The sequence below is a fragment of the Streptomyces sp. NPDC002926 genome (assembly GCF_053591755.1).
Window position 1 is genome coordinate 387,052 of sequence record NZ_JBSFUK010000004.1, and the last position, 21,751, is coordinate 408,802.

Sequence of the window (21,751 nt, forward strand, 5' to 3'; positions counted from 1 at the left end):
ACCACGCGTGACGGAGCAGCCCACCTCCCATGAAGGCCGGCAGCCCCTGGCTGCCCGGCCGCAGGAACGCACCCGGCCGCGGTCCGAGGCGACCGGCGGCTCGAGCGTGCCGCCGCCTGCCGGTCCGCCGCAGGACCTGGCGGGGACCGCACGCCGCGAGGGCGACCGGCTGCGTTTCGTGGGGGCCGCCACCCGCCGGATCGCGCGCGGCATAGACCTCGACGAGATCGTGCTCGGGCTGTGCCGGGCGACCGTGCCGACCTTCTCCGACGCGATTCTGGTCTATCTCCGCAGCCCGCTGCCGGTGGGCGACGAGCGGCCGGTCTCGCCGTTCGTGCTGCGGCTGCGCCGTACCGACCGGCTGCGTTTAGCCGGTGAGGACGCCGATCCCGGCACCGTCCCCCTCCCGGTCGTCGACCCGCAGACCGACCTCATGCCCGCCGCCGAGCTGTGCGAGGTGCGGTCCGGTGGTGCGCTCTCCGAGGTGCTGCGCGGCGTACGGCCCGTCTTCGGCGACTCCGCGGCCGCCCGGGCCGCCCTGCCCGAGCTCCTCGGCGCCGACCGCACCGTACCGAGCGGACATCGCGCGATACTCGCCCCGCTCCGCGGCAGGCGGCGGGTGATCGGCGCGGCCGTCTTCCTCCGCCGGCCGGACCGGCCCGCCTTCGAGCCCAACGACCTTCTGGTGGCAGCACAATTGGCCACGCACACGGCGCTCGGGATCGACAAGGCCGTGCTGTACGGACGTGAGGCCTACATCGCCGACGAGCTGCAGCGCACCATGCTGCCCGACTCGCTCCCGCAGCCCACCGGCGTCCGTCTCGCGTCCCGCTATCTGCCGGCCGCCGAGACGGCCCGGGTCGGCGGCGACTGGTACGACGCGATCCCGCTGCCGGGCAGCCGGGTGGCGCTGGTGGTCGGCGACGTCATGGGGCACTCCATGACCTCCGCCGCGATCATGGGCCAGCTGCGCACCACCGCGCAGACCCTGGCCGGCCTCGATCTGCCCCCGCAGGAGGTTCTGCACCACCTGGACGAGCAGGCCCAGCGGCTCGGCACGGATCGCATGGCCACCTGCCTGTACGCCGTGTACGACCCCGTCTCGCACCGCATCACCATCGCCAACGCAGGCCACCCGCCGCCCATTCTGCTGCACCTGGGCGGGCGGGCCGAGGTGCTGCGCGTACCGCCCGGCGCACCCATCGGTGTGGGGGGCGTGGACTTCGAGGCCGTGGAGCTGGACGCCCCGGCCGGCGCGACTCTGCTGCTGTACACCGACGGTCTGGTCGAGTCCCGGCTGCGGGATGTGTGGACGGGGATCGAGCAGTTGCGGGAGCGGCTCGCCGCCACCGCCCAGCTGACCGGTCCCGACCATTCGCCGCCGCTGGAGGCGCTCTGCGACGACGTGCTGGACGTGCTCGGCCCGGGCGACCGGGACGACGACATCGCGCTGCTCGCGGCCCGCTTCGACGGGATCGCGCCGAGCGATGTCGCGTACTGGTTCCTGGAGCCGGAGGACGCGGCTCCGGGCCGGGCCCGCCGCCTCGCCCGCCGGGCGCTGACCCGCTGGGGCCTGGAGGAGCTGAGCGACTCGGTGGAGCTACTGGTCAGCGAGGTGGTGACCAATGCCGTGCGGTACGCCGAGCGGCCGGTGACGCTCCGGCTGCTGCGTACGGACGTGCTGCGCTGCGAAGTCGGCGACGACTCCCCGCAGCTGCCGAGGCAGCGCCGGGCCCGCGACACGGACGAGGGCGGCCGCGGGCTGTTCCTGGTGAACCGGCTGGCCAGACGGTGGGGGGCGACCCGCCTGTCGACCGGCAAGGTGGTGTGGTTCGAGCTGCCCACGCCCGCGTAGAACGGCACAGCTCGTACTTGGGCCAGATCTGGACCTTGTCCAAATGTTGCCGACGGGGTGTCGTGGAGGTTGACTGGGGCATGCGGCCGAAGCGACCTCAATCCCTCTATCGACGGGAGGACGCTCGTGACCGAGTTATCCCCGAAGGCCTCGTACACGACCAACAATGCAGGCATCCCGGTGGAGAGCGACGAGCATTCGCTCACCGTGGGAGCCGACGGCCCGATCCTGCTCCAGGACCACTACCTCATCGAGAAGATGGCCCAGTTCAACCGGGAGCGGGTCCCCGAGCGGGTGGTGCATGCGAAGGGTGCGGGGGCGTACGGCACCTTCGAAGTCACCAATGACGTCAGCCAGTTCACCAGGGCGGACCTCTTCCAGCCGGGCAAACGCACCGAGATGCTGGCCCGCTTCTCCACGGTCGCGGGTGAGCAGGGCTCCCCCGACACCTGGCGTGACCCGCGCGGCTTCGCGCTGAAGTTCTACACCGAACACGGCAACTACGACATGGTCGGCAACAACACGCCGGTCTTCTTCGTACGCGACACGATCAAGTTCCAGGACTTCATCAGGTCCCAGAAGCGCCACCCGGCCACCGGGCTGCGCAACAACGACATGCAGTGGGACTTCTGGACACTGTCCCCCGAGTCCGCGCACCAGGTGACATGGCTGATGGGCGACCGCGGCATCCCGAAGACCTACCGTCATATGAACGGCTACAGCTCCCACACCTATATGTGGATCAACGGCGGTGGCGAGCGGTTCTGGGTGAAGTACCACTTCAAGACCGACCAGGGCATCGACTTCCTCACGCAGGCCGAGGCCGACGAGCTGGCCGGCGCGGACGCGGACAAGCACCGGCGCGATCTGTACGAGTCGATCGAGTCCGGCGACGCGCCGACCTGGAGCCTCAAGGTCCAGATCATGCCGTTCGAGGACGCGGCCGACTATCGCTTCAACCCCTTCGACCTGACCAAGGTGTGGCCGCACGGCGACTACCCCCTGATCGACGTCGGCCGGATGACGCTCAACAGGAATCCGGAGGACTACTTCATCCACATCGAGCAGGCCGCCTTCGAACCGTCGAACATGGTGCCGGGTATCGGTCCCTCGCCGGACAAGATGCTGCTCGGCCGGCTCTTCTCCTATCCGGACACCCACCGGTACCGGATCGGCCCGAACTACGCCCAGCTGCCGCCCAACCGGTCGCACGCGCCGGTGAACTCGTACGCCAAGGACGGCCCGATGCGGTACGTGCCGTCGAACGCGGCGAGGCCGTACGCGCCCAACTCCTACGGCGGTCCCGCCGCCGACTACCAGCGCTACGGCGAACCGGCGAGCTGGGAGGCCGCCGGAGAGCTGGTGCGCGAGGCGTACAAGCCGCACCGCGAGGACGACGACTGGGGCCAGCCGGGCACCATGGTCCGTCAGGTGCTGGACGACGAGGCCCGTGACCGGCTGGTGTCGAACGTCAGCGGGCATCTGAGCGACGGCGTGACCCGGCCGGTCGTGGACCGGGCGCTGCAGTACTGGCGCAATATCGACAAGAAGATCGGCGACCGTGTCGCCAACAAGGTGAACGGCGGCTGACAGCGAGTACGACCGTGCCCGCGGACCCGGAAACGGGTACCGCGGGCACGGTCGTACGTGTCGCCTGAGGTTGCGTCAGGGCCTGAGACTGCGGCCAGCGCACGAGGTTGCCGTCAGGGCTTGACTCTGCCGTCGGCACCCTGTGTCCCGCCGGGGTCACCGCCCGGGTCGGTCGGCGGGGTGAAGCTCGGCGGATCCGACGGTGTCAGTGTCGGATCGTCCGAAGGCGTCCTGGTCGGCGTCTGCGTCGGCGTCCTGGTCGGCGTCTGCGTCGGATCGTCCGTCGGCGTCTCCGAAGGGGTCTGCGAGGGCGTCTCGGACGGGGTCTCCGTCGGAGTCGGGTCCGGTTCCACCGTCGCGCCCTCCTCGATCTCCAGGTCGAACTCGGCGGCGGCGGCCTCGTCGTCGAGGGCGCCCGTCGTGTACTGCTTCCAGATCTTCGCCGGGACGCCACCACCGTTGGCGCGGCCCTCGTTGACGGTGTTGCTCAGCGTGACCTGCCCGCCCTTGGGGTCCTCTCCGAACAGGGCGACGGCGGTGACCAGTTCGGGGGTGTAGCCCACGAACCAGGCCGAGCGGTTGTTCTCCGAGGTGCCGGTCTTTCCCGCGGCCTCGTAGTCGCCGGCCGCGTTGACGCCCGAACCGGACTTCACGACGCCCGTCATGGCCGCTGTCGTGGTGTCAGCCGCCTCACGACTGACCACCTGGCCACCGGCGGTCTGGTCCTTGAGATCGGCCTCACGGACCTGGTGCTCGGCGGACTGCACGATGGTCGGCGTGACCTTCTTGCCATGGTTGTCGAAGGTCGCGTACACCCCGGCCATGTCCCAGGTGGAGGCCCCCATCGTGCCGAGCGACATCGCGGGCTGCTCCGGCCAGCCCTTGCCGTCCTTCATACCGAGGTCGAGCGCGGTCTTCTTCGCCTTCGCCGGGGTGACGTCCACGATCATCTGCGCGAAGACGGAGTTGATCGAGCTGTTCGTCGCCCGCTGGACGCTGACCGGGCCGTAGTCCTTGTCGTCCTCGTTCTCCGGGGCGAAGGGGACGTCGCTGCCCACGACGGGCCGCTTGCTGGTGCCGTCGTACTTGGTGTTGAGGCCGATCTTCGCGCCGTCCTGGGTCTCGGCCCCGTTCTCGAGGGCCGAGGCGAGAACGACCGGCTTGAAGGTCGATGCGGGCTGGTAGTCGCGGCGGGTGGCGTTGGACAGCCAGTGCTCGGTGGCTCCGGCGCCGCCGTAGAGCGCGACGACATGGCCGGTCTTCGGGTCGACCGAGGTCGCGCCCGCCTGGACGGTCGCCTGGGCCTTGTCCTTCTTGCGGTCCAGCTTCTCTTCGAGTTGCTTGTCGACCGCCTTGACCAGTGCCTTCTGGCGCTTCTCGTCGATGTTGAGGGTGATCGTCCAGCCGCCGGCCTTGATCTCCTCCTCGCTGACGTTGTGGCGCTCGAGCTCGGCGTTGGCCGCGTCGACGAGATAGCCGGTCTGGCCCTCCATGCCGGGGGCGGCCCTCGGCTCCTTCGGCACGGGGAACTTCAGACCGGTTCGCTTGCCCGAGTCCAGCCAGCCCTCTTCGACCATGTTGTCGAGTACGTAGTTCCAGCGCTCCCTGACCAGCTTCTTGCCGGTGTCCGAGGCGACCGCCCAGTCGTACTGGCTCGGGGCCTGGAGGAGGGCGGCGAGGTACGCGCCCTCGGCGACGTTCAGGTCCTTGGCGTCCTTGCGGTAGTACGCCTGGGCCGCGGCCTGGATGCCGTACGCGCTGCGCCCGTAGTAGCTGGTGTTGATGTACCCGGCGAGGATCTCGGGCTTTTCCTTCTTCTGGTCGACCTTGAGCGAGATCACCAGCTCTTTGAGCTTGCGGGTGACCGTCTGGTCCTGGTTCAGGTAGTAGTTCTTGACGTACTGCTGGGTGATGGTCGAGCCGCCCTGCTTGCCCTTGCCCGTGAGGGTGTTCATCAGGCCGCGGGCGGTGCCCTTGAAGTCGACTCCGGAGTCCTTGAAGAACGTCTTGTTCTCGGCGGCGACGAAGGTGTTCTGGACTTCCTTGGGGATCTTCTCGAGCCCGACGATCTCCCGGTTGATCTTGCCGGTTCGGGTGAGAATCTTGCCGTCGCTGTACTTGTAGACGTTGCTCTGCATCTCGGCCTGGGCGTTGGCCTCGGGCACGGGAACGAGCAGATAGATCACGAAGAAGGCGCTCATCACCAGCAGGCAGAGGCCGAAGAAAGTACCGAGCAGCTTCTTCCAGGTGAAGAAGCGCCGTATGCCAGTGGGCTTTGCTTTCTTCGCCCGGCGCGCCCCGCGCTGCCGGGCCTGTCGCGCTTCCGCTCGGCCCATCGCTTCGCTGCTCCGCTCGTAGTCACTGTCGTCGCTGGTCGTGCTTGCCGTGCTTGCCGTGCTTGCCGTGGTCGGCCCGGCGTCGGGCCGGAATCAGCTCAGAAAGCTAACACCGCTCACTCAGACAAAGGGCCATCGATCCGGTCTTTTCCGGACGTGAGAATCAGCACCCCGTCTCATGGAACCGACTCATGAGACGTGCACAGGGTTGCGATGCCAGTTAAAGTGATATCACTTTGCTAGAAGGTCGGCGGCTGTCGCCGACCCGGGAAACGGGGAGCGATCATGCCTGCCACCAGCACAGCGACCGCGGAAGACGTGCCACAGATGCCGGCGCCACAGGTTCGTGAAGTTCCGGCGCACAGCATCGGCGGGGGCGCCGCCCTGCTGCTCGGTCTGCTCGGAATAGCCGTCGGGGTCGTGCTGATCGTCGCCGGCTCGGCGGTCGGCCCGACCGGCGCGAAGGTGGCGCTGATCCTGCCCGGCGTCCTGGTCGCGGTCGCCGCGTTCATCGCGATGTGCGGACTGAACACGGTCGCGCCGGGCGAGGCGCGGGTGGTCCAGCTCTTCGGGCGCTACCGGGGCACGATCCGTACGGACGGCCTGCGTTGGGTCAACCCGTTCACCTCGCGGGTCAAGATCTCGACGCGGGTACGGAACCACGAGACCGCGGTTCTGAAGGTGAACGACGCGTACGGCAACCCGATCGAGCTGGCCGCGGTGGTCGTATGGAAGGTCGAGGACACGGCGCAGGCGATGTTCGAGGTGGACGACTTCCTGGAGTTCGTCTCCACCCAGACGGAGGCGGCAGTGCGGCATATCGCGATCGAGTACCCCTACGACGCGCACGAGGAGGACGGCCTGTCGCTGCGCGGCAACGCGGAGGAGATCACCGAGAAGCTGGCCGTCGAGCTGCACGCGCGCGTGGAGGCCGCGGGCGTGCACATCATCGAGTCGCGCTTCACACATCTCGCGTACGCCCCGGAGATCGCCTCGGCGATGCTGCAGCGCCAGCAGGCGGGCGCGGTGGTGGCGGCGCGGCGGCAGATCGTGGACGGAGCGGTGGGCATGGTCGAGGCGGCACTGGCCAGGATCGCGGAACAGGACATCGTCGAGCTCGACACGGAGCGCAAGGCGGCCATGGTGTCGAACCTGATGGTGGTGCTGTGCGGAGACCGCGCGCCGCAACCTGTCCTCAACACAGGCTCGCTCTACCAGTGACGCCACCCGAGCGGAAGCCGGCGTCCGAGCGGAAGCAGGTGCTGCTGCGGCTGGATCCGGCGGTGTACGACGCGGTGGCGCGGTGGGCGTCGGACGAGCTGCGCAGCGCGAACGCGCAGATCGAGTTCATCCTCCGCCGCGCCCTGGCAGACGCCGGCCGGCTGCCGGGCGGCGCCGGCCCGATCCCCCGGCGGGGCCGGCCGCCGGGGCGGGCACCTGACGGGGACGCGGAGTAGGAGCCGGTACACCCGCTGACCAGCGTCTCCACGCTGCAGAACTTCAAGCGTGACAGCCAGTTCTCCAGCGTGCGCACGGGTCTGTTCGTCGGCGCGACCGCGACGATGCTGCTGATCGCCGCGTCGATGCTCGTCTCCACCCTGGAGCAGCTCCGCGACCGTAAGCGGCTGCTGTCGGTGCTGGTGGCCTTCGGCACCCGGCGCGCCACGCTGAGCTGGTCGGTGCTGTGGCAGACGGCCGTGCCGATCGCGCTGGGCCTCGCTCTCGCGGTCACCGGCGGCATCGGGCTCGGTCTTGTCCTGCTCGAGCTGGTCGACAAGCAGGTCGCCGACCGGTGGGCCTTCCTGCCGGTCACCGGGGTGGGAGCCGCGCTGATCCTGCTGGTGACCGCGCTCAGCCTGCCGCCGCTGTGGCGCATGATGCGCCCGGACGGACTGCGTACGGAGTAGCGGGAGGGCCTGCGCGCGGGCCCGGAGCCACGCAGTCCGGGGAGTAGGGAGCGGTCAGCCGAGCACCCGCACCGGCAGCGCGCGCATCGCGTCCCGCAGTGCCTGTGCGAACTCCTCGAATTCGCCCTGGCGTGCCGCGCCCGCGCGCATCGCCAGGGCGATACGGCGCGCGGGGGCGGGCTCGGCGAAGTACGCCGTCTGCAGCCGGCCGGCCCGGCCCGTCTCCACCTCGACCGCCGTGCGCGGCAGCAGCGTCACTCCGAGCCCGCCGGCGACCAGCTGCACCAGCGTGGACAGGCCCGCGGCCGTCGTCGACACCGGAGCGCCGTCGGTACGGCCGGCCTCCCGGCAGATGTCGAGCGCCTGGTCGCGCAGGCAGTGGCCCTCGTCGAGCAGCAGCAGATGCAGTTCACGCAGCGCCTCGCGGGGGATGTCCTGGCGACCGCCCAGCCAGTGGTCCTCGGGCGTGACCAGCACAAAGTCCTCGTCGAACAGCGGCAGCTCGGTCACGCCCGGGACCCCGAGCGGCACAGCGAGCAGAAGCAGATCGAGCCGCCCCGCCGCGAGTCCCTCCCGCAGCGAGGAGGTCTGTTCCTCGTGGACCTGGAGGTCGAGGTCCGGGTACTTCTCGTGCACCAGGCGCAGCACGGTCGGCAGCAGATACGGGGCCACGGTCGGAATCACGCCGAGCCGGAGCACCCCGGTGAAGGGAGCGCGCACCGCATCGGCCTCCTCCAGCAGGTCACCGACCGCGTCCAGCACGGCCTTGGTCCGCACCGCGAGCCGCTCTCCGGCCGACGAGAGCAGCACCTTGCGGGTCGTACGCTCCAGAAGCTGGACACCGAGTGCCTCCTCCAGCGCCGATACGGCACCGGAGAGGGCGGGCTGACTCATCCCGATTGCTGCCGCGGCGTCCCGGAAGTGCAGATGCTCGGCCACGGCCGCGAACGCGCGCAGCTGCGCCAGGCTGGGCTGCTTACCTCTGGGATTCCCCTTATTTACGGCATTACCGACATTACCAATGGCCACTGATAGGCACCTCCGATCGCGATGACCCAGTCTAGCTATTTCCGTGATCAATGCACTCTGTGCCACTATCAAGATCCGTCCAACCCCCCGGAAAGACCCCACAGGGGAATTCCATTCTGCAAGGAGAGCGTGTGCTCACTGTTGGTGACCAGTTCCCCACGTTCGAACTGACTGCCTGTGTCTCGCTGGAGACCGGCAAGGAGTTCGAGGAGATCAACCACAAGTCCTACGAGGGCAAGTGGAAGGTCGTTTTCGCGTGGCCCAAGGACTTCACCTTCGTCTGTCCGACCGAGATCGCCGCGTTCGGCAAGCTGAACGACGAGTTCGCCGACCGTGACGCCCAGATCCTCGGGTTCTCCGGCGACTCCGAGTTCGTCCACCACGCCTGGCGCAAGGATCACGCGGACCTGCGTGACCTGCCCTTCCCGATGCTGGCCGACTCCAAGCACGAGCTGATGCGCGACCTCGGCATAGAGGGCGAGGACGGCTACGCGCAGCGCGCCGTCTTCATCGTCGACCCGAACAACGAGATCCAGTTCACCATGGTGACCGCCGGCTCGGTCGGCCGTAACCCCAAGGAGGTCCTGCGGGTGCTCGACGCCCTGCAGACCGATGAGCTGTGCCCGTGCAACTGGACCAAGGGCGAGAACACCCTCGACCCCGTCGCGCTGCTGTCGGGCGAGTGATCCGAGTGTCTCTCGATGAACTCAAGGCTTCGGTACCGGACTACGCCAAGGACCTGAAGCTGAACCTCGGGTCGGTGATCGGCAACAGCGAGCTGCCGCAACAGCAGCTCTGGGGCACCGTCCTGGCCTGCGCGATCGCCTCGCGCTCGCCGAAGGTGCTGCGCGAGCTCGAGCCCGAGGCCAGGACCAACCTCTCCCCCGAGGCGTACACCGCCGCCAAGTCCGCCGCCGCGGTCATGGCGATGAACAACGTCTTCTACCGGACCCGGCACCTGCTGTCGGACCCGGAGTACGGGACGCTGCGCGCCGGTCTGCGGATGAACGTCATCGGCAACCCGGGCGTGGAGAAGGTCGACTTCGAGCTGTGGTCGCTCGCCGTCTCCGCCATCAACGGCTGCGGCCAGTGTCTCGACTCCCACGAGCAGGTGCTCCGCAAGGCCGGCGTGGACCGCGAGACGATCCAGGAGGCCTTCAAGATCGCTGCGGTGATCCAGGCCGTGGGCACGACGCTGGACGCGGAAGCCGCGCTGACCGCGGTAGTCGCGCCGGCCGGGTAGTCCGCCGAGGTACGCGTACGAAGGGTCCCCGCCGACTCCGGTCGGCGGGGACCCTTTCGTCTGCCGCTGCCATCAGCTCTTGAGCTCGGTCATGCGCGTCCGCAGGAGGGCCGGGGACGTCCGCAGGAAGGCCGGGGACTCGTGTCCCTCACCGGTTGCGGCCCGGACATCACTCCGGTACCTCCCCGGCCACGGCGGGCGCCGGCGACGGGGTCGGCGTGGGGGGCGCCGGGGCCGGCGTCGGCTCGGCCTCGACCGCCGTAGCGCCGTGCGGCTGCGGTGAGGCCCGCAGAGTCTGCTCCTTGCCGTAGGCGCGCAGATAGCCGACCACCGTATTGGTCACCGCCACCAGCGGCACCGCCACCACCGCGCCACCGATCCCGGCGATCAGTCCGCCGGCCGCGACCGCGAGGACGACGGCGAGCGGGTGCACACGGACCGCGCGGCCCAGGATGAAGGGCTGCAGCACATGGCCCTCGAGCTGCTGCACCGCGAGGACGACGATCAGCACCATCAGCGCGGTGAACACGCCCTGGGTGACCAGCGCGACGACCACCGCGAGCGCGCCGGAGACGACCGCGCCGACCAGTGGGATGAAGGCGAACAGGAAGATGAACACGGCCAGCGGTACGGCCATCGGGACGTCGAGGAAGTAGATGCCGAGGCCGATGAAGATCGCGTCGATCAGCGCCACTATCACCGTGCCGCGGACGTACGCGGTCAGCGTCCGCCAGGCGCGTGGCCCCGCTCCGGCGACTCCCTCGCGGGCCTGGGCCGGGACCAGCTTGAGCACCCAGTGCCAGATGCGCTTCCCGTCGTACAGCAGGAAGAGCGTGGAGAACATCGCCAGCAGGATGCCGGTCAGTATCTCGACCATCACCGTCACACCCTGCAGACCGGCCGAGGTGATCTCCTCGGTGTTGGTCCCGATGGTGTCGCTGAGGTTCTTCGCTATGTCGTTGATCTGCTGCTCGGTGACATGGAACGGGCTGTCGAGCAGCCAGCGCTTGAGTTCCTCGATTCCGTCCCTGACCCGGTCGGAGAGATTGTCGAGGTTGTCCATGACCTGCCAGACCACGAACCAGCCGACCAGGCCCATGATGATGAAGCCCGCGATCGCGGTGACTGCGGTGGCGAGCCCGCGCGGCAGACCCAGCTTCTTCAGCCGGGCCACGGTGGGCTGGAGCATCGCGGTGACGAGCAGCGCGGCCACAAAGGCGAGGACCACCAGCTGCACGGCGCTGATGATGCGCATCAACACCCAGAGCGTGCCTGCCAGTACGAGCAGCCGCCAGCCGGCCTCGGCCGCGACGCGCATGCCCCAGGGGATCGCGGCGACCGGATCGGGCCTGGCCGCGACGGCGGGGGCGTAGGCGGGCGGCGGCGGGACGCTGTCCGGAACGGGCAGGACGACGACGGGCACATCGTCGTCCGCGTCCTCGCTGCGGTGCTCGTCCAGGCGCTCGCCCATCCGGGTCAGCCCGGCGCCGAGGTCGGCGAGCCATCCTGGCAGTCTCGACATGATCTTTCCTCTTCCCCCCACCACTCCCCCGGAAGCCTTTGCGACCGACCGTACACGCACGGAGCCCCCCACCGTAGGACGGTGGGGGGCTCCGAAAAGTTGAGCGCCGGCAGATCCTAGTACCAGTTGTTGGCCTGCCAGAACGACCACGCGCCACAGGGGCTGTCGTAGCGGCTGTTCATGTAGTTCAGGCCCCACTTGATCTGGGTCGCCGGGTTGGTCTGCCAGTCGGCGCCGGCCGAGGACATCTTCGAGCCGGGCAGTGCCTGGACCAGACCGTATGCACCGGAGGAGGCGTTCTGCGCCTGGTAGTTCCAGCTGGACTCGTGGTCCACGATGTTGCTGAAGCACTGGAACTGGTCGGCAGGGATCATCTGCCGGGCGATCGCCTGGACCTCGGCGACGGAGTAGGAGCTCTTCGCGGAGAAGGTGGAGGCCTCGCGCACCGAATCACGGCTGGCTCGCGCCGCCTTGGCCTCGCGCTCCTGCTCGGCCTTCTCCTCGGCGGCTTCCTTCTTCGCCTCGGCGACCTTGGCGGCCGAGATACGGGCCGCTTCCTCCGCGGACTTCTTCGCGGCAGCGTCTGCCGCAGCGGCCTGTGCGTCGGCCTGCTGCGTCAGGGACGAGACCTGCACCTGGGCCTGCTGACCCATGGGGATGTCTGCGAGGAGCGTCGTGTCGGCTGCGGTCGCCTCGAGGTTGTCGTTCGAGGGCTGAGTGCTGCCCGACGCAACGCCCACGACGGCGCCAACGGTGGTGACCGCAGTAGCTGACGCCACTGCGAACCCCCGGACCGAGATCCGGCTCACACGGTTTCCTTCCAGCAACTCCCGCATGGGTGACCTCGCGGGCGCAATCGTGCCCCTGACGCTGGCCTCCCCACTGCTTGGGTCACGGGAGGCGCGGGCCCGGTGGGCAACTCCTTTGACGGGAGTGCCGCATGTTGCTCGCGGGCGGCATACGACGGCAAGTGTTGAGTTGTGTGGTGCTGTGCACCTGTGGAGGTGCGGGTGTGCCGTATGCGGGGCCTGACGGAAGCAAGACTCTGCCGGAAGCAGACGCCGCAAGGCAATTCTTCGTTGCGTGTGAAAGCTCACACCTCGTTTGCGCCAGGTGTTTTACGGAAACGGGCGGACAGCACGGCGCCGCCCGGTTAGGCTCTTGCGCTCCGCCGGGCGGCGCCAACTGCCTCATTCCGTATTAGATCTGACCTTCCTCCAGCATTTCGGTCACGAGTGCGGCGATCTGCGAGCGCTCGGAGCGGGTGAGGGTGACGTGCGCGAAGAGCGGATGACCCTTCAGCTTCTCGACCACGGCGACGACTCCGTCGTACCGTCCGACGCGCAGATTGTCCCGTTGTGCCACGTCATGAGTCAGGACGACCCGCGAATTGGCCCCGATACGGGACAGAACGGTCAACAGGACATTCCGTTCCAGGGACTGGGCCTCGTCGACGATGACGAACGCGTCATGCAGCGAGCGGCCTCGGATATGAGTGAGCGGCAGGACCTCGAGCATGCCGCGTCCGAGCACCTCCTCGATCACTTCACGGCCCGCCACGGCCGAGAGCGTGTCGAAGACCGCCTGGGCCCAGGGGCTCATCTTCTCGGCCTCGGTGCCCGGCAGATAGCCGAGCTCCTGCCCGCCGACCGCGTACAGCGGCCGGAAGACCATCACCTTCTGGTGCTGCCGGCGCTCCAGGACCGCCTCGAGGCCCGCGCAGAGCGCGAGCGCCGACTTGCCGGTGCCGGCCCGGCCGCCCAGCGAGACGATGCCGACGTCCTGGTCGAGGAGCAGATCCAGGGCGATGCGCTGCTCCGCGCTGCGGCCGTGGATGCCGAAGGCCTCCCGGTCGCCCCGTACCAGCCTCACATTGCCCTCGGCCGAGATCCGGCCCAGCGCCTTGCCGCGCTCGGACTGCAGAACGAGACCGGTATGGACGGGCAGTTCCGCCGCTTCGGGGATGTACAGCGTCTCCTCTCCGTACAGCAGATCCACCTGTTCGGCGGAAAGGGGCAGTTCGGCCATTCCGGTCCAGCCGGAGTCGGTGATGGCCAGCTCTGCCCGGTACTCCTCCGCCAGCAAACCGACGGACGAGGCCTTGATACGGAGAGGCAGGTCCTTGGACACGACCGTGACGTCGTACCCCTCGGCCTGCAGATTGCGCGCTACCGCCAGAATCCGTGAGTCGTTGTCCCCCAATCGGAAGCCGGCCGGAAGGACGCCGGGATCGGAGTGATTGAGCTCGACGCGGAGCGTGCCGCCGAGGTCGCCCATCGGGATGGGAGCGTCGAGGCGGCCGTACCGGATACGGAAATCATCCAGAAGGCGCAGCGCCTGCCGGGCGAAGTAACCGAGCTCCGGATGGTGCCTCTTTGCTTCCAGCTCCGTGATCACCACGATCGGGAGCACGACTTCGTGCTCCTCGAAGCGGGTCAGGGCGTTCGGATCGGCCAGCAGGACGCTGGTGTCGAGAACGTAGGTGCGCCTGTCGGGCATGCGGCGCTTTGTGCTGTTCACCACGGAAGGACGTACCCCCTCGGATGAGGTCGGCAGTGCGACGGCGTCGCGGGCCATGGGGTCTCCCCGCCGAAGGCAGGGGACGGGCCGGGCTCTGGCCACGATGCACGGGCCGAGCTCCGGCCCTCCGCGGTGTCCGCACAAGGAGTGCGGTCCTTCGTGTGCAAAGGACCTCCCGGGCGAGCGGTTTCGGCCGCTCACTGAGATACGACGTTCGTGGATCGGACGTCGACCTGGAAGGGGTATTCCCTCGAACATGCGCAGCCATGCCACGGCATATGACGACGCGTGGATGAACAGCGGGTGATCAGTGCTACGGGGGGCCCTAGGGGGCCTCAGCTGCCGTAGCGGCGGTGGCGCGCGGCATAGTCGCGCAGCGCACGCAGGAAGTCGACCTTGCGGAAGGCCGGCCAGAAGACTTCACAGAAGTAGTACTCCGAATGGGCGCTCTGCCAGAGCATGAATCCGGACAGCCGCTGCTCGCCGCTGGTACGGATGACCAAGTCGGGATCGGGCTGGCCGCGTGTGTAGAGGTGCTCGGAGATGTGCTCGACATCGACGATCTCGGCGAGCTCCTCGAAGCTCGTGCCCTTGTCCGCGTGCTCCAGAAGGAGGGAGCGGACGGCGTCGGCGATCTCCTGTCGGCCGCCGTAGCCCACGGCGACGTTCACGAGTATTCCGTCGACGCCGACCGTGGCCTGCTCCGCTTCCTTCAGTACGGACTGGGTGCGGGCGGGCAGCAGGTCGAGCGTGCCGACGTGGTGCACACGCCAGCGGCCGTCCGCCGCGAGGTCGCGGACCGCGTTCTCGATGATGCCGAGGAGCGGGATGAGCTCGTTCTCGGGGCGGTCCAGGTTGTCCGTGGACAGCAGCCAGAGGGTGACGACCTCGACATCGGTCTCGGCACACCAGCCCAGCAGCTCCTGGATCTTGCTGGCGCCTGCCTTGTGGCCCTGCTCGGCCGTGCCGCCCGACGCCTTGGCCCAGCGTCGGTTGCCGTCGAGGATGACACCGATGTGCTTGGGCACCTGGGCGTGGTCGAGGCGGCCTTCCACCCGGCGTGCGTAGAGCCCGTACACCAGGTCGCGCAGGTTCACTTTTCCAACCCCTCCATGCGGCAGTCCCCGAGGCCGCCACACTACTGCGGACGGGCCACAGCGGCCCAACCCGGTCTGTCACAAGTCCGTGATAGGGAGGGTTGCGTGACTGATACCTCTTCCTACCGAGCTGCCGCCGACCGCTACGAGTCGATGGAGTACCGGCGTACCGGCCGTTCCGGGCTGAAGCTTCCCGCGCTCTCCCTCGGCCTCTGGCACAACTTCGGCGACGACCGCGCCCTCGACTCACAGCGCGCGATCCTGCGGCGCGCCTTCGACCTGGGTGTGACGCACTTCGACCTGGCGAACAACTACGGGCCGCCGCCCGGGTCGGCCGAGCTCAACTTCGGCAAGATCTTTGCACAGGATTTCGCACGATACCGCGACGAAATGGTTATTTCGACCAAGGCGGGCTATCTGATGCACCCGGGGCCCTACGGCGAGTGGGGTTCACGGAAGTACCTGCTGTCCTCGCTCGACGCGTCCCTGAACCGGATGGGGCTGGACCACGTCGACATCTTCTACTCCCACCGCTTCGACCCGCACACCCCGCTTGAGGAGACGATGGGCGCGCTGGCCTCCGCGGTGCAGCAGGGCAAGGCCCTGTACGTGGGTGTGTCGTCGTACAAAGCGGAGCAGACCGCGGAGGCGGCCCAGCTGCTGAAGGAGATGGGCGTACCGGCCCTCATCCACCAGCCCTCGTACTCGATGATCAACCGCTGGATCGAGGACGACGGACTGCTCGACACGCTGGAGAGCGCCGGCATGGGCTGCATCTCCTTCGTTCCGCTCGCCCAGGGACTGCTCACCGACAAATACCTCAAGGGCATCCCGGAGGGCTCGCGAGCCACGCAGGGCAAGTCCCTGGACCCGAATCTGCTCTCCGACGAGGTCGTGCGGCGGCTGAAGGGGCTGAACGACATCGCTGTCAGGCGCGGTCAGTCCCTGGCGCAGCTGGCGATCGCCTGGGTGCTGCGGGACGAGCGGATGACCTCCGCGCTGATCGGCGCCTCCAGCGTGAAGCAACTGGAGGAGAACGTCGCGGCGCTGGCCGGACCGGCCCTGAGCGCCGACGAGTTGAAGGAGATCGACACCTTCGCCGTGGACACCGAGGGCACCAACATCTGGGCCGGGCGGAGCTGAGCCACCCCCCGGAGAAACAACCGGAGAAACAACCGGCGGAACATCCGGGGACATAAAACGGGCCGGTCCGTGGGGGGGATACGGACCGGCCCGAGGGGGGGTTTCCACCATAACCCTTCGTAGCGGTGTGGAGTGCCACGCCATGCCGTAACTACGCTCCGAATGCGGCGTACGGCTGGGAAGCTGTCCCACGGGCCGGGAAAATGGCTGGTTCCCGGCCAAGGCGAATGTTCTGGGGCCGTCCCTCCCACGAGGGACCCCCGGTCACAGGCGTGACATTGACGGTGCGTCGGCCCAACGGCCCGACAGACTGCGGCCACCCTCTGCTAATTGGCGAGAATCCGCCCATGAAGGTGTCTCCACTCTCGCCGAGCGGCGGCGGGGCGGCGTCGCGCGCGTGGCCCATCCCGTACGTCACCGCGGGGGCTGACCACCGCCTCAGGAAAACGGCTTCATGCGGACAGGTACTGTCCTATATGGACCCTAGAGTCATCCGTATGACGACGCGACGCGTGACATGGACCCAGGCCAACGCCCGCCGGCTCGCACGGCAGGGACTGACCGCCCCGGCCAAGACCTCCCCCGCCGGGATAGCCGCCGCGATGCTCGGAGCGCACGCGCAGGTGTTGTCCGCCGCCGAACTGTCCGTCGCGCTGCGGCTGGACGGCGGTGCGACGCGTGCCGACGTGCGCGAGGCGCTGTGGACGGACGGCAGCCTGGTGAAGACTTACGGACCACGCGGCACCGTCCATCTGCTGGCGGCGACCGACCTGCCGCTGTGGACCGGCGCACTGTCCGCCATCCCGGCCGGCGCGAGCCCGATGCCCATCGCTGTACGGATGACGGCGGAGCAGACCGAGCAGGTCGTCGCGGCCGTCGGTGACGCTCTCATCGGCGCGGAGCTGACGATCGACGAGCTGACCGAGGCGGTCGTCGAGCGCACCGGACCCTGGGCCGCCGACCCGGTGATGGAAGCCTTCCAGGGCAAGTGGCCGCGCTGGCGGCAGGCGATGCACACGGCCGCGCACCGCGGTGCGCTCCGATTCGCGCCCGACCGAGGCCGCAAGGCCACCTACACCAGCCCCGGCGTCACCCCGATGGACGGCCCGGCCGCGACGGCGGAACTCATGCACCGCTATCTGCGCGCCTACGGGCCCGCCACCCCGGCGCACTTCGCCAAGTGGCTCGCCGCGCCCAGGGGCTGGGCCACAGAGCAGTTCGCCGCCTCGGCGGGTGAGGGGCGAATCGAGGAGGTGGCGTTCGAGGGCGGCCGGGCCTGGGTCGCGGCGGGCGACACCGAGTTCCCCGAAGAGCCGCCGCGGGGTGTACGACTGCTGCCGTATTTCGACGCGTACGCCATCGCCTCGCAACCGCGCGAGCTGCTCTTCCCCGGCCCCGCGTACGGGCGCGCGCTGGCGGGCAGCCAGGCGGGGAACTTCCCGGTGGTGCTCGTCGACGGGATTGTGGCCGGGGTATGGCACCAGCGGCGGTCCGGGCGGAGGATCGCGGTCACGGTGGAGCCGATCGGCGACGCGCTGGGCGCCGCCCGGCGCCGCGAGCTGGCCCAGCAGGTGGAGCACCTCGGTGAAATGCTGCAAGGTCGGGCCGAGTTGACGGTGGGTACGGTCACGGTCGGGCCGCACGCCTGAGTCGTAGCAGGGTGACGCCGTCGCGCTGGGCGATGCGCTCATAGCCGTACTTGCGCTGCGCGGCGTCGAGTTCGGCCCTCTGCTGCTCGATCGGGTAGGGCCAGTGGCCCGAAGGGTAGGGCCAGGCCTCCGGCGCCCTGCTGTCATGGATGATCCACTCGGCGGTGGGACGCGGCAGCCGCGTCTTGTCGTACTCGTACAGCTTCGCGTCGACCGGGAACGTCGGGAAGAGAACGACCTCGCAGCGTGAAGTGAGCTGCGGGACAAGGCGGTTGGAGGCTGCGACGCTCGCCCCGTCCGGGATCTTTGCGAGCAGCGAGCGCGCCGCCTCGATATGGGGCGTCGAGCGCCATGTGGCCCGCTGGGCCAGTTGGGCGAGCGGGAACGACGGCAGCATGACGACCGTCACAGCGAGCACGGTGACGAGCGAGGCGCGGACATGGCGGGCGGAGAGCGGATGGTGCGCGCCGCGCCACTGCCGCAGCGCGTCGATGAGGCCGGCGAGGACGATGGGCATCAGGACGGCGCTGTAGTGGAAGGACGTGCCCCAGTGGAAGCCGATCTGCGACAGCATTCGCCAGGTCAGTGTGGGCACGGCGAGGATCGCGAGTGGTGAGCGCAGCGCGAGCAGCGCGGACGGGGCGAAGACCAGGATCACTGTCATGGCCTTGATGTCCGGGCGCAGTGCGTCGAGCGGGGCGAAGGCGATGGTGGAGAGCAGCGAGCTGTGCGCGCCTTCGGTGAGATTGGCACCGTGCGCGTATTCACCCCCCGGATTGAAGGCGGGCAGCAGCAGCTTGATCTCGACGGCCGAGGCGAGCAGACCGGCCACGGCGGTGGCGATGCCGAGACGGCGGGGGCCCTTCCAGGCGACGTAACAGCCGAGAGCGGCGAGCGTGAGGCCCAGGTCTTCCTTGATCAGGACGAGCGGAGCCGCCCAGGCGACGGCGGGACCCCAGCGGCGGCGGCCCAGTGCCTCCAGGGCGAAGGCGAGCAGCGGTACGGCGAGGACGACCTCGTGGAAGTCGAAGGCGGCGGCCGAGGCGATGCCCCAGCTCAGCCCGTAGCCGACGGCGACGACATGTGCCGTGCGACGCCCGAGCTCCCGCAGAGCCCAGCGGGCCAGGGGGACGACGGCGAGGGCGAGCAGCGCCGACTGGGCCAGGAGCAGACAGAGGGGCGACGGCCAGAGCCGGTAGAGAGGGGCGAGGACAGCGAGCGCGGGATGGAAGTGGTCGCCGAGCAGATTGAAGTGGTCGCCACGCAAGGGGACGATCGGCGGCCGCAGTTGGGAGTACGCGCGTACGGCCTGTTCGAAGATGCCGAGGTCGTAGCCGGTCGTGCGGAGCAGCATATGACGGCGTACGGCGACGGTGGCGTAGAGCAGAAAGAGCGCCGCCGCCCAGCTCCAGGGGAGAAGGGCGGCGGGGAAGCGGGCAGTGGGGCGCGATCGGGTTTCCGGAGAGGGAGTGGGGATGAGGGACCACAGCACGCCGCGCCGAGTTGCCACATTGTCAGAGAATGTCCGCATACGCCCCGATGCTAGACGGGGCATCCGACGCTGGACGGCTTGACGGCCTCGATGAGAAAGCGCGTCGTCGTGGGACCCTCATGCAGTCGTCGTGGGGCCCCTCATGTACACGCTGTCATGTCGCCGTGTGCCCGGTGGTGCTGTCGACGTGGTCGGGGATCTCGCCGTCGCGCCCGAGGCTTGCGCCCGGCTGTCTAACCCGCCGCGAGGCCGCCGAGCAGCAGCCCGGTGAGCGCGCCCACGATCATGAACGGACCGAACGGGATCGCGGTCTTGCGGCCCGCGCGACGGAGCACCATCAGCCCGACCCCGTACAGCGAACCCAGCAGAAAGCCGGCGAAGGCTCCGGCGAAGAGGACCGTCCAGCCGTACCAGCCGAGGGCTACACCGAGCGAGAGGGCGAGTTTGACGTCGCCGAAGCCCATGCCGTTCGGGTGGATCAGAAAGAGCACGAAGTAGGCGGCGCCGAGGACGAGTCCGCCGAACAGGGCGGTGGGCCAGGAACCGGCGGCGCCGGGAAGCAGCGCGGCGAACCCGAGGAGCACGGCGGCCGCGGCGGCGAGCGGGAGGGTCAGCCGGTCGGGCAAGCGGTGGACGTTGCGGTCGACAAGAGCGAGAAGTACCGCGAAGGGCGCGAGCAGCAGCCAGGCGGCCAGCTCGGGGCGGGGGCCGGTGGCGGCTGCGAGGGCGGCGCAGGAGAGTGCGGTGACAAGAGGAACGAGCAGGTGGCGTTGTTCCGTGACTGCCGCGGCGGCGCAGGGCGCGCACCGCGCACCACCGAGCCAGCCCTGCGCGGGCCCGGCGAAGGAGTGCCCGGCGGGGCAGGTGTCGCGCCATGCCTCGTCCGGCTCGACGGAGAGCCGGTACGCGGCGCGCGGGACGAGCAGCCCTGAGGCGGCGCCCCAGAGGGCGGCGACGGTGATCAGCGTGGCGTACACGGCAGTGAGCGTAAGGGGCTCGGCCCGCCCGGTCATGGGCCCTGGGGCCCACTCCTGGTGATCCGGGGCGCATCGCCGTACGCCGGGCGCTACGGTCTACGACCATGGGCCGAAGGCGTCAATGGCGGGATGGCAATGGGTCGTTGAGGATCGCCGAACTGGACGGGACGGTGGCGGAGCCGGGGCCGGGGCTTCCTGTGGTTTCGGTGGATCCTCTGGTCCCGGTGGAGATCGCGGCTTCGTACGGGACACGACGGCGCGGACTGCTGGGGCGGAACGGTATCGAGGGCGCGATCCTGCTGACCCCGTGCAACAGCGTCCACACCTTCCGGATGCGCTTCGCCATCGATGTGGCGTATCTGGACAAGAAGTTGAGGGTCCTGGACGTCCACACGATGAAGCCGGGCAGGCTCGGCAAGCCGCGGCTCAGAGCGCGCCATGTGCTGGAATCGCAGGCGGGGGCGATGGCGGACTGGGGCGTACGTCCGGGCGTACAGCTGACGATCGCGCTCTGAATCCGGGCCGCCTCGCGGCTTCGGCTGCCGTGGCGGCTGTGCGGTCGCTTCGGCCGCTTCGGCCGCTTCGGCCGCTATTTGAGCTTGGCGATCTGAGCGGCGAGAAGCGTCGGCGGAATCGTCGGGGTCTGCGGCCCCTCGAGGTTCGCGGTGTAGAAGGTGGCCAACGTGCCGCCGGAGCGTACGACCTCAAAGACCAGCGGTACGGAGTCGCCCTCGAAGTCGCCCGTGACCTGGTAGGCGAAGGCATCGTCCCCGACCTTGGCGACAGGCAGCTTCTTTACGCTCTTGTACGCCGACGGCCCTTCGCCGCCGCTCGACGTGAAACCCCTCTCACACGCCTCGACGGCGGTCCGCAGCCGACTGAGCACCGTCATCGCGCCCTGCGCCCCATGGGCGGTGAGGAACTCGGAGACGGCGGGCCGGCCATCCCCGGCGCCGGTGAGCTGCCGGTACACGGAGGCTTGGGCGACGGGTTCCGGCTTGCCGTTGATGACGGCCGTGATCGGAATGCACTCGGCCTTGTCGGCCGTCTCGCCCTGGAGCGGCGGAGGCTCCATCGGCCCGACGTTGAAGCCGGACACATCACCCTTGGCGAGGATCACCTTCTCCAAGTCGGTTGTGGAGAGATCTTTTCCGGGAGTGTCGGGAGCTTCAGGAGAGGGGGTCACGGGGGCAGTGGTCTGCCGGGGCGGCGTGGACGTCGGCTTCGACGCGGCGGCGGCGTTGTCTCCACCGGTGCCGTCCGCTCCGCTCTTTCCGCCGCAGGCGGCCGTAAGCCCCACCACCAGAGCGAGGACCGCTGCCGCCACTGCCGTGCGCTGCCTCATCCGTGTCCCGTCCCGCCCGTGTGAATGGTGCCGTTGCCGCACGCTA

General features: G+C 69.0%; 18 protein-coding genes and 1 pseudogene. 10 read left to right on the forward strand and 9 right to left on the reverse strand.

Going from position 1 to position 21,751, the window contains the following annotated elements; all coding sequences use genetic code 11:
* Positions 1–7: 7 nt before the first annotated feature.
* Both ACWDZ6_RS10885 and ACWDZ6_RS10890 read left to right on the forward strand, forming a co-directional pair.
* Positions 8–1,855 carry a SpoIIE family protein phosphatase gene (locus tag ACWDZ6_RS10885; protein WP_451502589.1) on the forward strand — a complete coding sequence of 616 codons (1,848 nt, stop codon included), beginning with the start codon at positions 8–10 and terminating at the stop codon, positions 1,853–1,855.
* A gap of 126 nt (positions 1,856–1,981) precedes the next feature.
* Complete coding sequence (locus ACWDZ6_RS10890) at positions 1,982–3,445, forward strand: catalase (protein WP_451502590.1); 1,464 nt, start codon at positions 1,982–1,984, stop codon at positions 3,443–3,445.
* Between the two features lie 113 nt (positions 3,446–3,558).
* Here ACWDZ6_RS10890 and ACWDZ6_RS10895 read toward each other — a convergent pair whose 3' ends face one another.
* Positions 3,559–5,781, reverse strand: coding sequence for a transglycosylase domain-containing protein (locus ACWDZ6_RS10895; RefSeq protein ID WP_451502591.1), 2,223 nt, complete (start codon positions 5,779–5,781; stop codon positions 3,559–3,561).
* Between the two features lie 285 nt (positions 5,782–6,066).
* Here ACWDZ6_RS10895 and ACWDZ6_RS10900 point away from each other — a divergent pair, with 285 nt between their 5' ends.
* The 3 genes and pseudogenes from ACWDZ6_RS10900 to ACWDZ6_RS10910 all read left to right on the forward strand — a co-directional run.
* A complete protein-coding gene (locus ACWDZ6_RS10900; RefSeq protein ID WP_451502592.1) occupies positions 6,067–7,002 on the forward strand; it encodes an SPFH domain-containing protein in 936 nt (311 codons plus the stop codon).
* Positions 6,948–7,238 carry a hypothetical protein gene (locus ACWDZ6_RS10905; RefSeq protein WP_451502593.1) on the forward strand — a complete coding sequence of 97 codons (291 nt, stop codon included), beginning with the start codon at positions 6,948–6,950 and terminating at the stop codon, positions 7,236–7,238. Before ACWDZ6_RS10900 ends, ACWDZ6_RS10905 begins: the two co-directional genes overlap by 55 nt.
* Before the next feature lie 66 nt (positions 7,239–7,304).
* A pseudogene (locus ACWDZ6_RS10910) lies at positions 7,305–7,688 on the forward strand (FtsX-like permease family protein); the annotation flags it as partial.
* Between the two features lie 54 nt (positions 7,689–7,742).
* Here ACWDZ6_RS10910 and ACWDZ6_RS10915 read toward each other — a convergent pair.
* Positions 7,743–8,717, reverse strand: coding sequence for a hydrogen peroxide-inducible genes activator (locus ACWDZ6_RS10915; protein ID WP_389174815.1), 975 nt, complete (start codon positions 8,715–8,717; stop codon positions 7,743–7,745).
* A 131-nt stretch (positions 8,718–8,848) separates the two neighbouring features.
* Between ACWDZ6_RS10915 and ACWDZ6_RS10920 the strand changes: the two genes are divergently transcribed.
* On the forward strand, positions 8,849–9,403 hold the full coding sequence (locus ACWDZ6_RS10920; protein ID WP_326652300.1) for a peroxiredoxin: 555 nt from the start codon (positions 8,849–8,851) through the stop codon (positions 9,401–9,403).
* A gap of 5 nt (positions 9,404–9,408) precedes the next feature.
* A complete protein-coding gene (locus ACWDZ6_RS10925) occupies positions 9,409–9,960 on the forward strand; it encodes an alkyl hydroperoxide reductase (RefSeq protein WP_451502691.1) in 552 nt (183 codons plus the stop codon).
* A gap of 169 nt (positions 9,961–10,129) precedes the next feature.
* Here the strand turns inward: ACWDZ6_RS10925 and ACWDZ6_RS10930 are convergent, their stop codons facing one another.
* The 4 genes from ACWDZ6_RS10930 to ACWDZ6_RS10945 form a co-directional block, all read right to left on the reverse strand.
* Positions 10,130–11,482 carry an AI-2E family transporter gene (locus tag ACWDZ6_RS10930; protein ID WP_451502594.1) on the reverse strand — a complete coding sequence of 451 codons (1,353 nt, stop codon included), beginning with the start codon at positions 11,480–11,482 and terminating at the stop codon, positions 10,130–10,132.
* A gap of 116 nt (positions 11,483–11,598) precedes the next feature.
* On the reverse strand, positions 11,599–12,291 hold the full coding sequence (locus ACWDZ6_RS10935) for an aggregation-promoting factor C-terminal-like domain-containing protein (protein ID WP_451502595.1): 693 nt from the start codon (positions 12,289–12,291) through the stop codon (positions 11,599–11,601).
* A gap of 391 nt (positions 12,292–12,682) precedes the next feature.
* Entirely contained in the window at positions 12,683–14,005 is a 1,323-nt protein-coding gene (locus ACWDZ6_RS10940) for a PhoH family protein (protein ID WP_451502692.1), read from the reverse strand.
* A gap of 332 nt (positions 14,006–14,337) precedes the next feature.
* Positions 14,338–15,099: an isoprenyl transferase gene (locus tag ACWDZ6_RS10945; RefSeq protein WP_451502596.1), complete on the reverse strand. Its 762-nt coding sequence runs from the start codon at positions 15,097–15,099 to the stop codon at positions 14,338–14,340.
* 105 nt (positions 15,100–15,204) lie between these two features.
* Here ACWDZ6_RS10945 and mgrA point away from each other — a divergent pair, with 105 nt between their 5' ends.
* The gene (gene mgrA, locus ACWDZ6_RS10950; RefSeq protein ID WP_451502597.1) at positions 15,205–16,242 is read left to right on the forward strand and encodes an L-glyceraldehyde 3-phosphate reductase; all 1,038 of its coding nucleotides are present in this window, start codon (positions 15,205–15,207) and stop codon (positions 16,240–16,242) included.
* 497 nt (positions 16,243–16,739) lie between these two features.
* A complete protein-coding gene (locus ACWDZ6_RS10955; protein ID WP_451502598.1) occupies positions 16,740–17,891 on the forward strand; it encodes a winged helix DNA-binding domain-containing protein in 1,152 nt (383 codons plus the stop codon).
* On the opposite strand, the gene ACWDZ6_RS10960 is transcribed toward ACWDZ6_RS10955, so the two are convergent.
* Together ACWDZ6_RS10960 and ACWDZ6_RS10965 are read right to left on the reverse strand one after the other, a co-directional pair.
* On the reverse strand, positions 17,869–19,422 hold the full coding sequence (locus ACWDZ6_RS10960) for a DUF2079 domain-containing protein (RefSeq protein ID WP_451502599.1): 1,554 nt from the start codon (positions 19,420–19,422) through the stop codon (positions 17,869–17,871). The two genes, ACWDZ6_RS10955 and ACWDZ6_RS10960, sit on opposite strands and share 23 nt — an antisense overlap.
* Before the next feature lie 194 nt (positions 19,423–19,616).
* Positions 19,617–20,360 (reverse strand): prepilin peptidase, encoded by a 744-nt coding sequence (locus ACWDZ6_RS10965; protein ID WP_451502600.1) that lies wholly within the window; start codon positions 20,358–20,360, stop codon positions 19,617–19,619.
* Positions 20,361–20,464: 104 nt separating this feature from the next.
* Between ACWDZ6_RS10965 and ACWDZ6_RS10970 the strand changes: the two genes are divergently transcribed.
* A complete protein-coding gene (locus ACWDZ6_RS10970; protein WP_451502601.1) occupies positions 20,465–20,875 on the forward strand; it encodes a DUF192 domain-containing protein in 411 nt (136 codons plus the stop codon).
* A 74-nt stretch (positions 20,876–20,949) separates the two neighbouring features.
* Here ACWDZ6_RS10970 and ACWDZ6_RS10975 read toward each other — a convergent pair whose 3' ends face one another.
* Positions 20,950–21,705, reverse strand: a complete 756-nt coding sequence (locus ACWDZ6_RS10975) for a hypothetical protein (RefSeq protein ID WP_451502602.1) — start codon at positions 21,703–21,705, stop codon at positions 20,950–20,952.
* Positions 21,706–21,751: the final 46 nt, after the last annotated feature.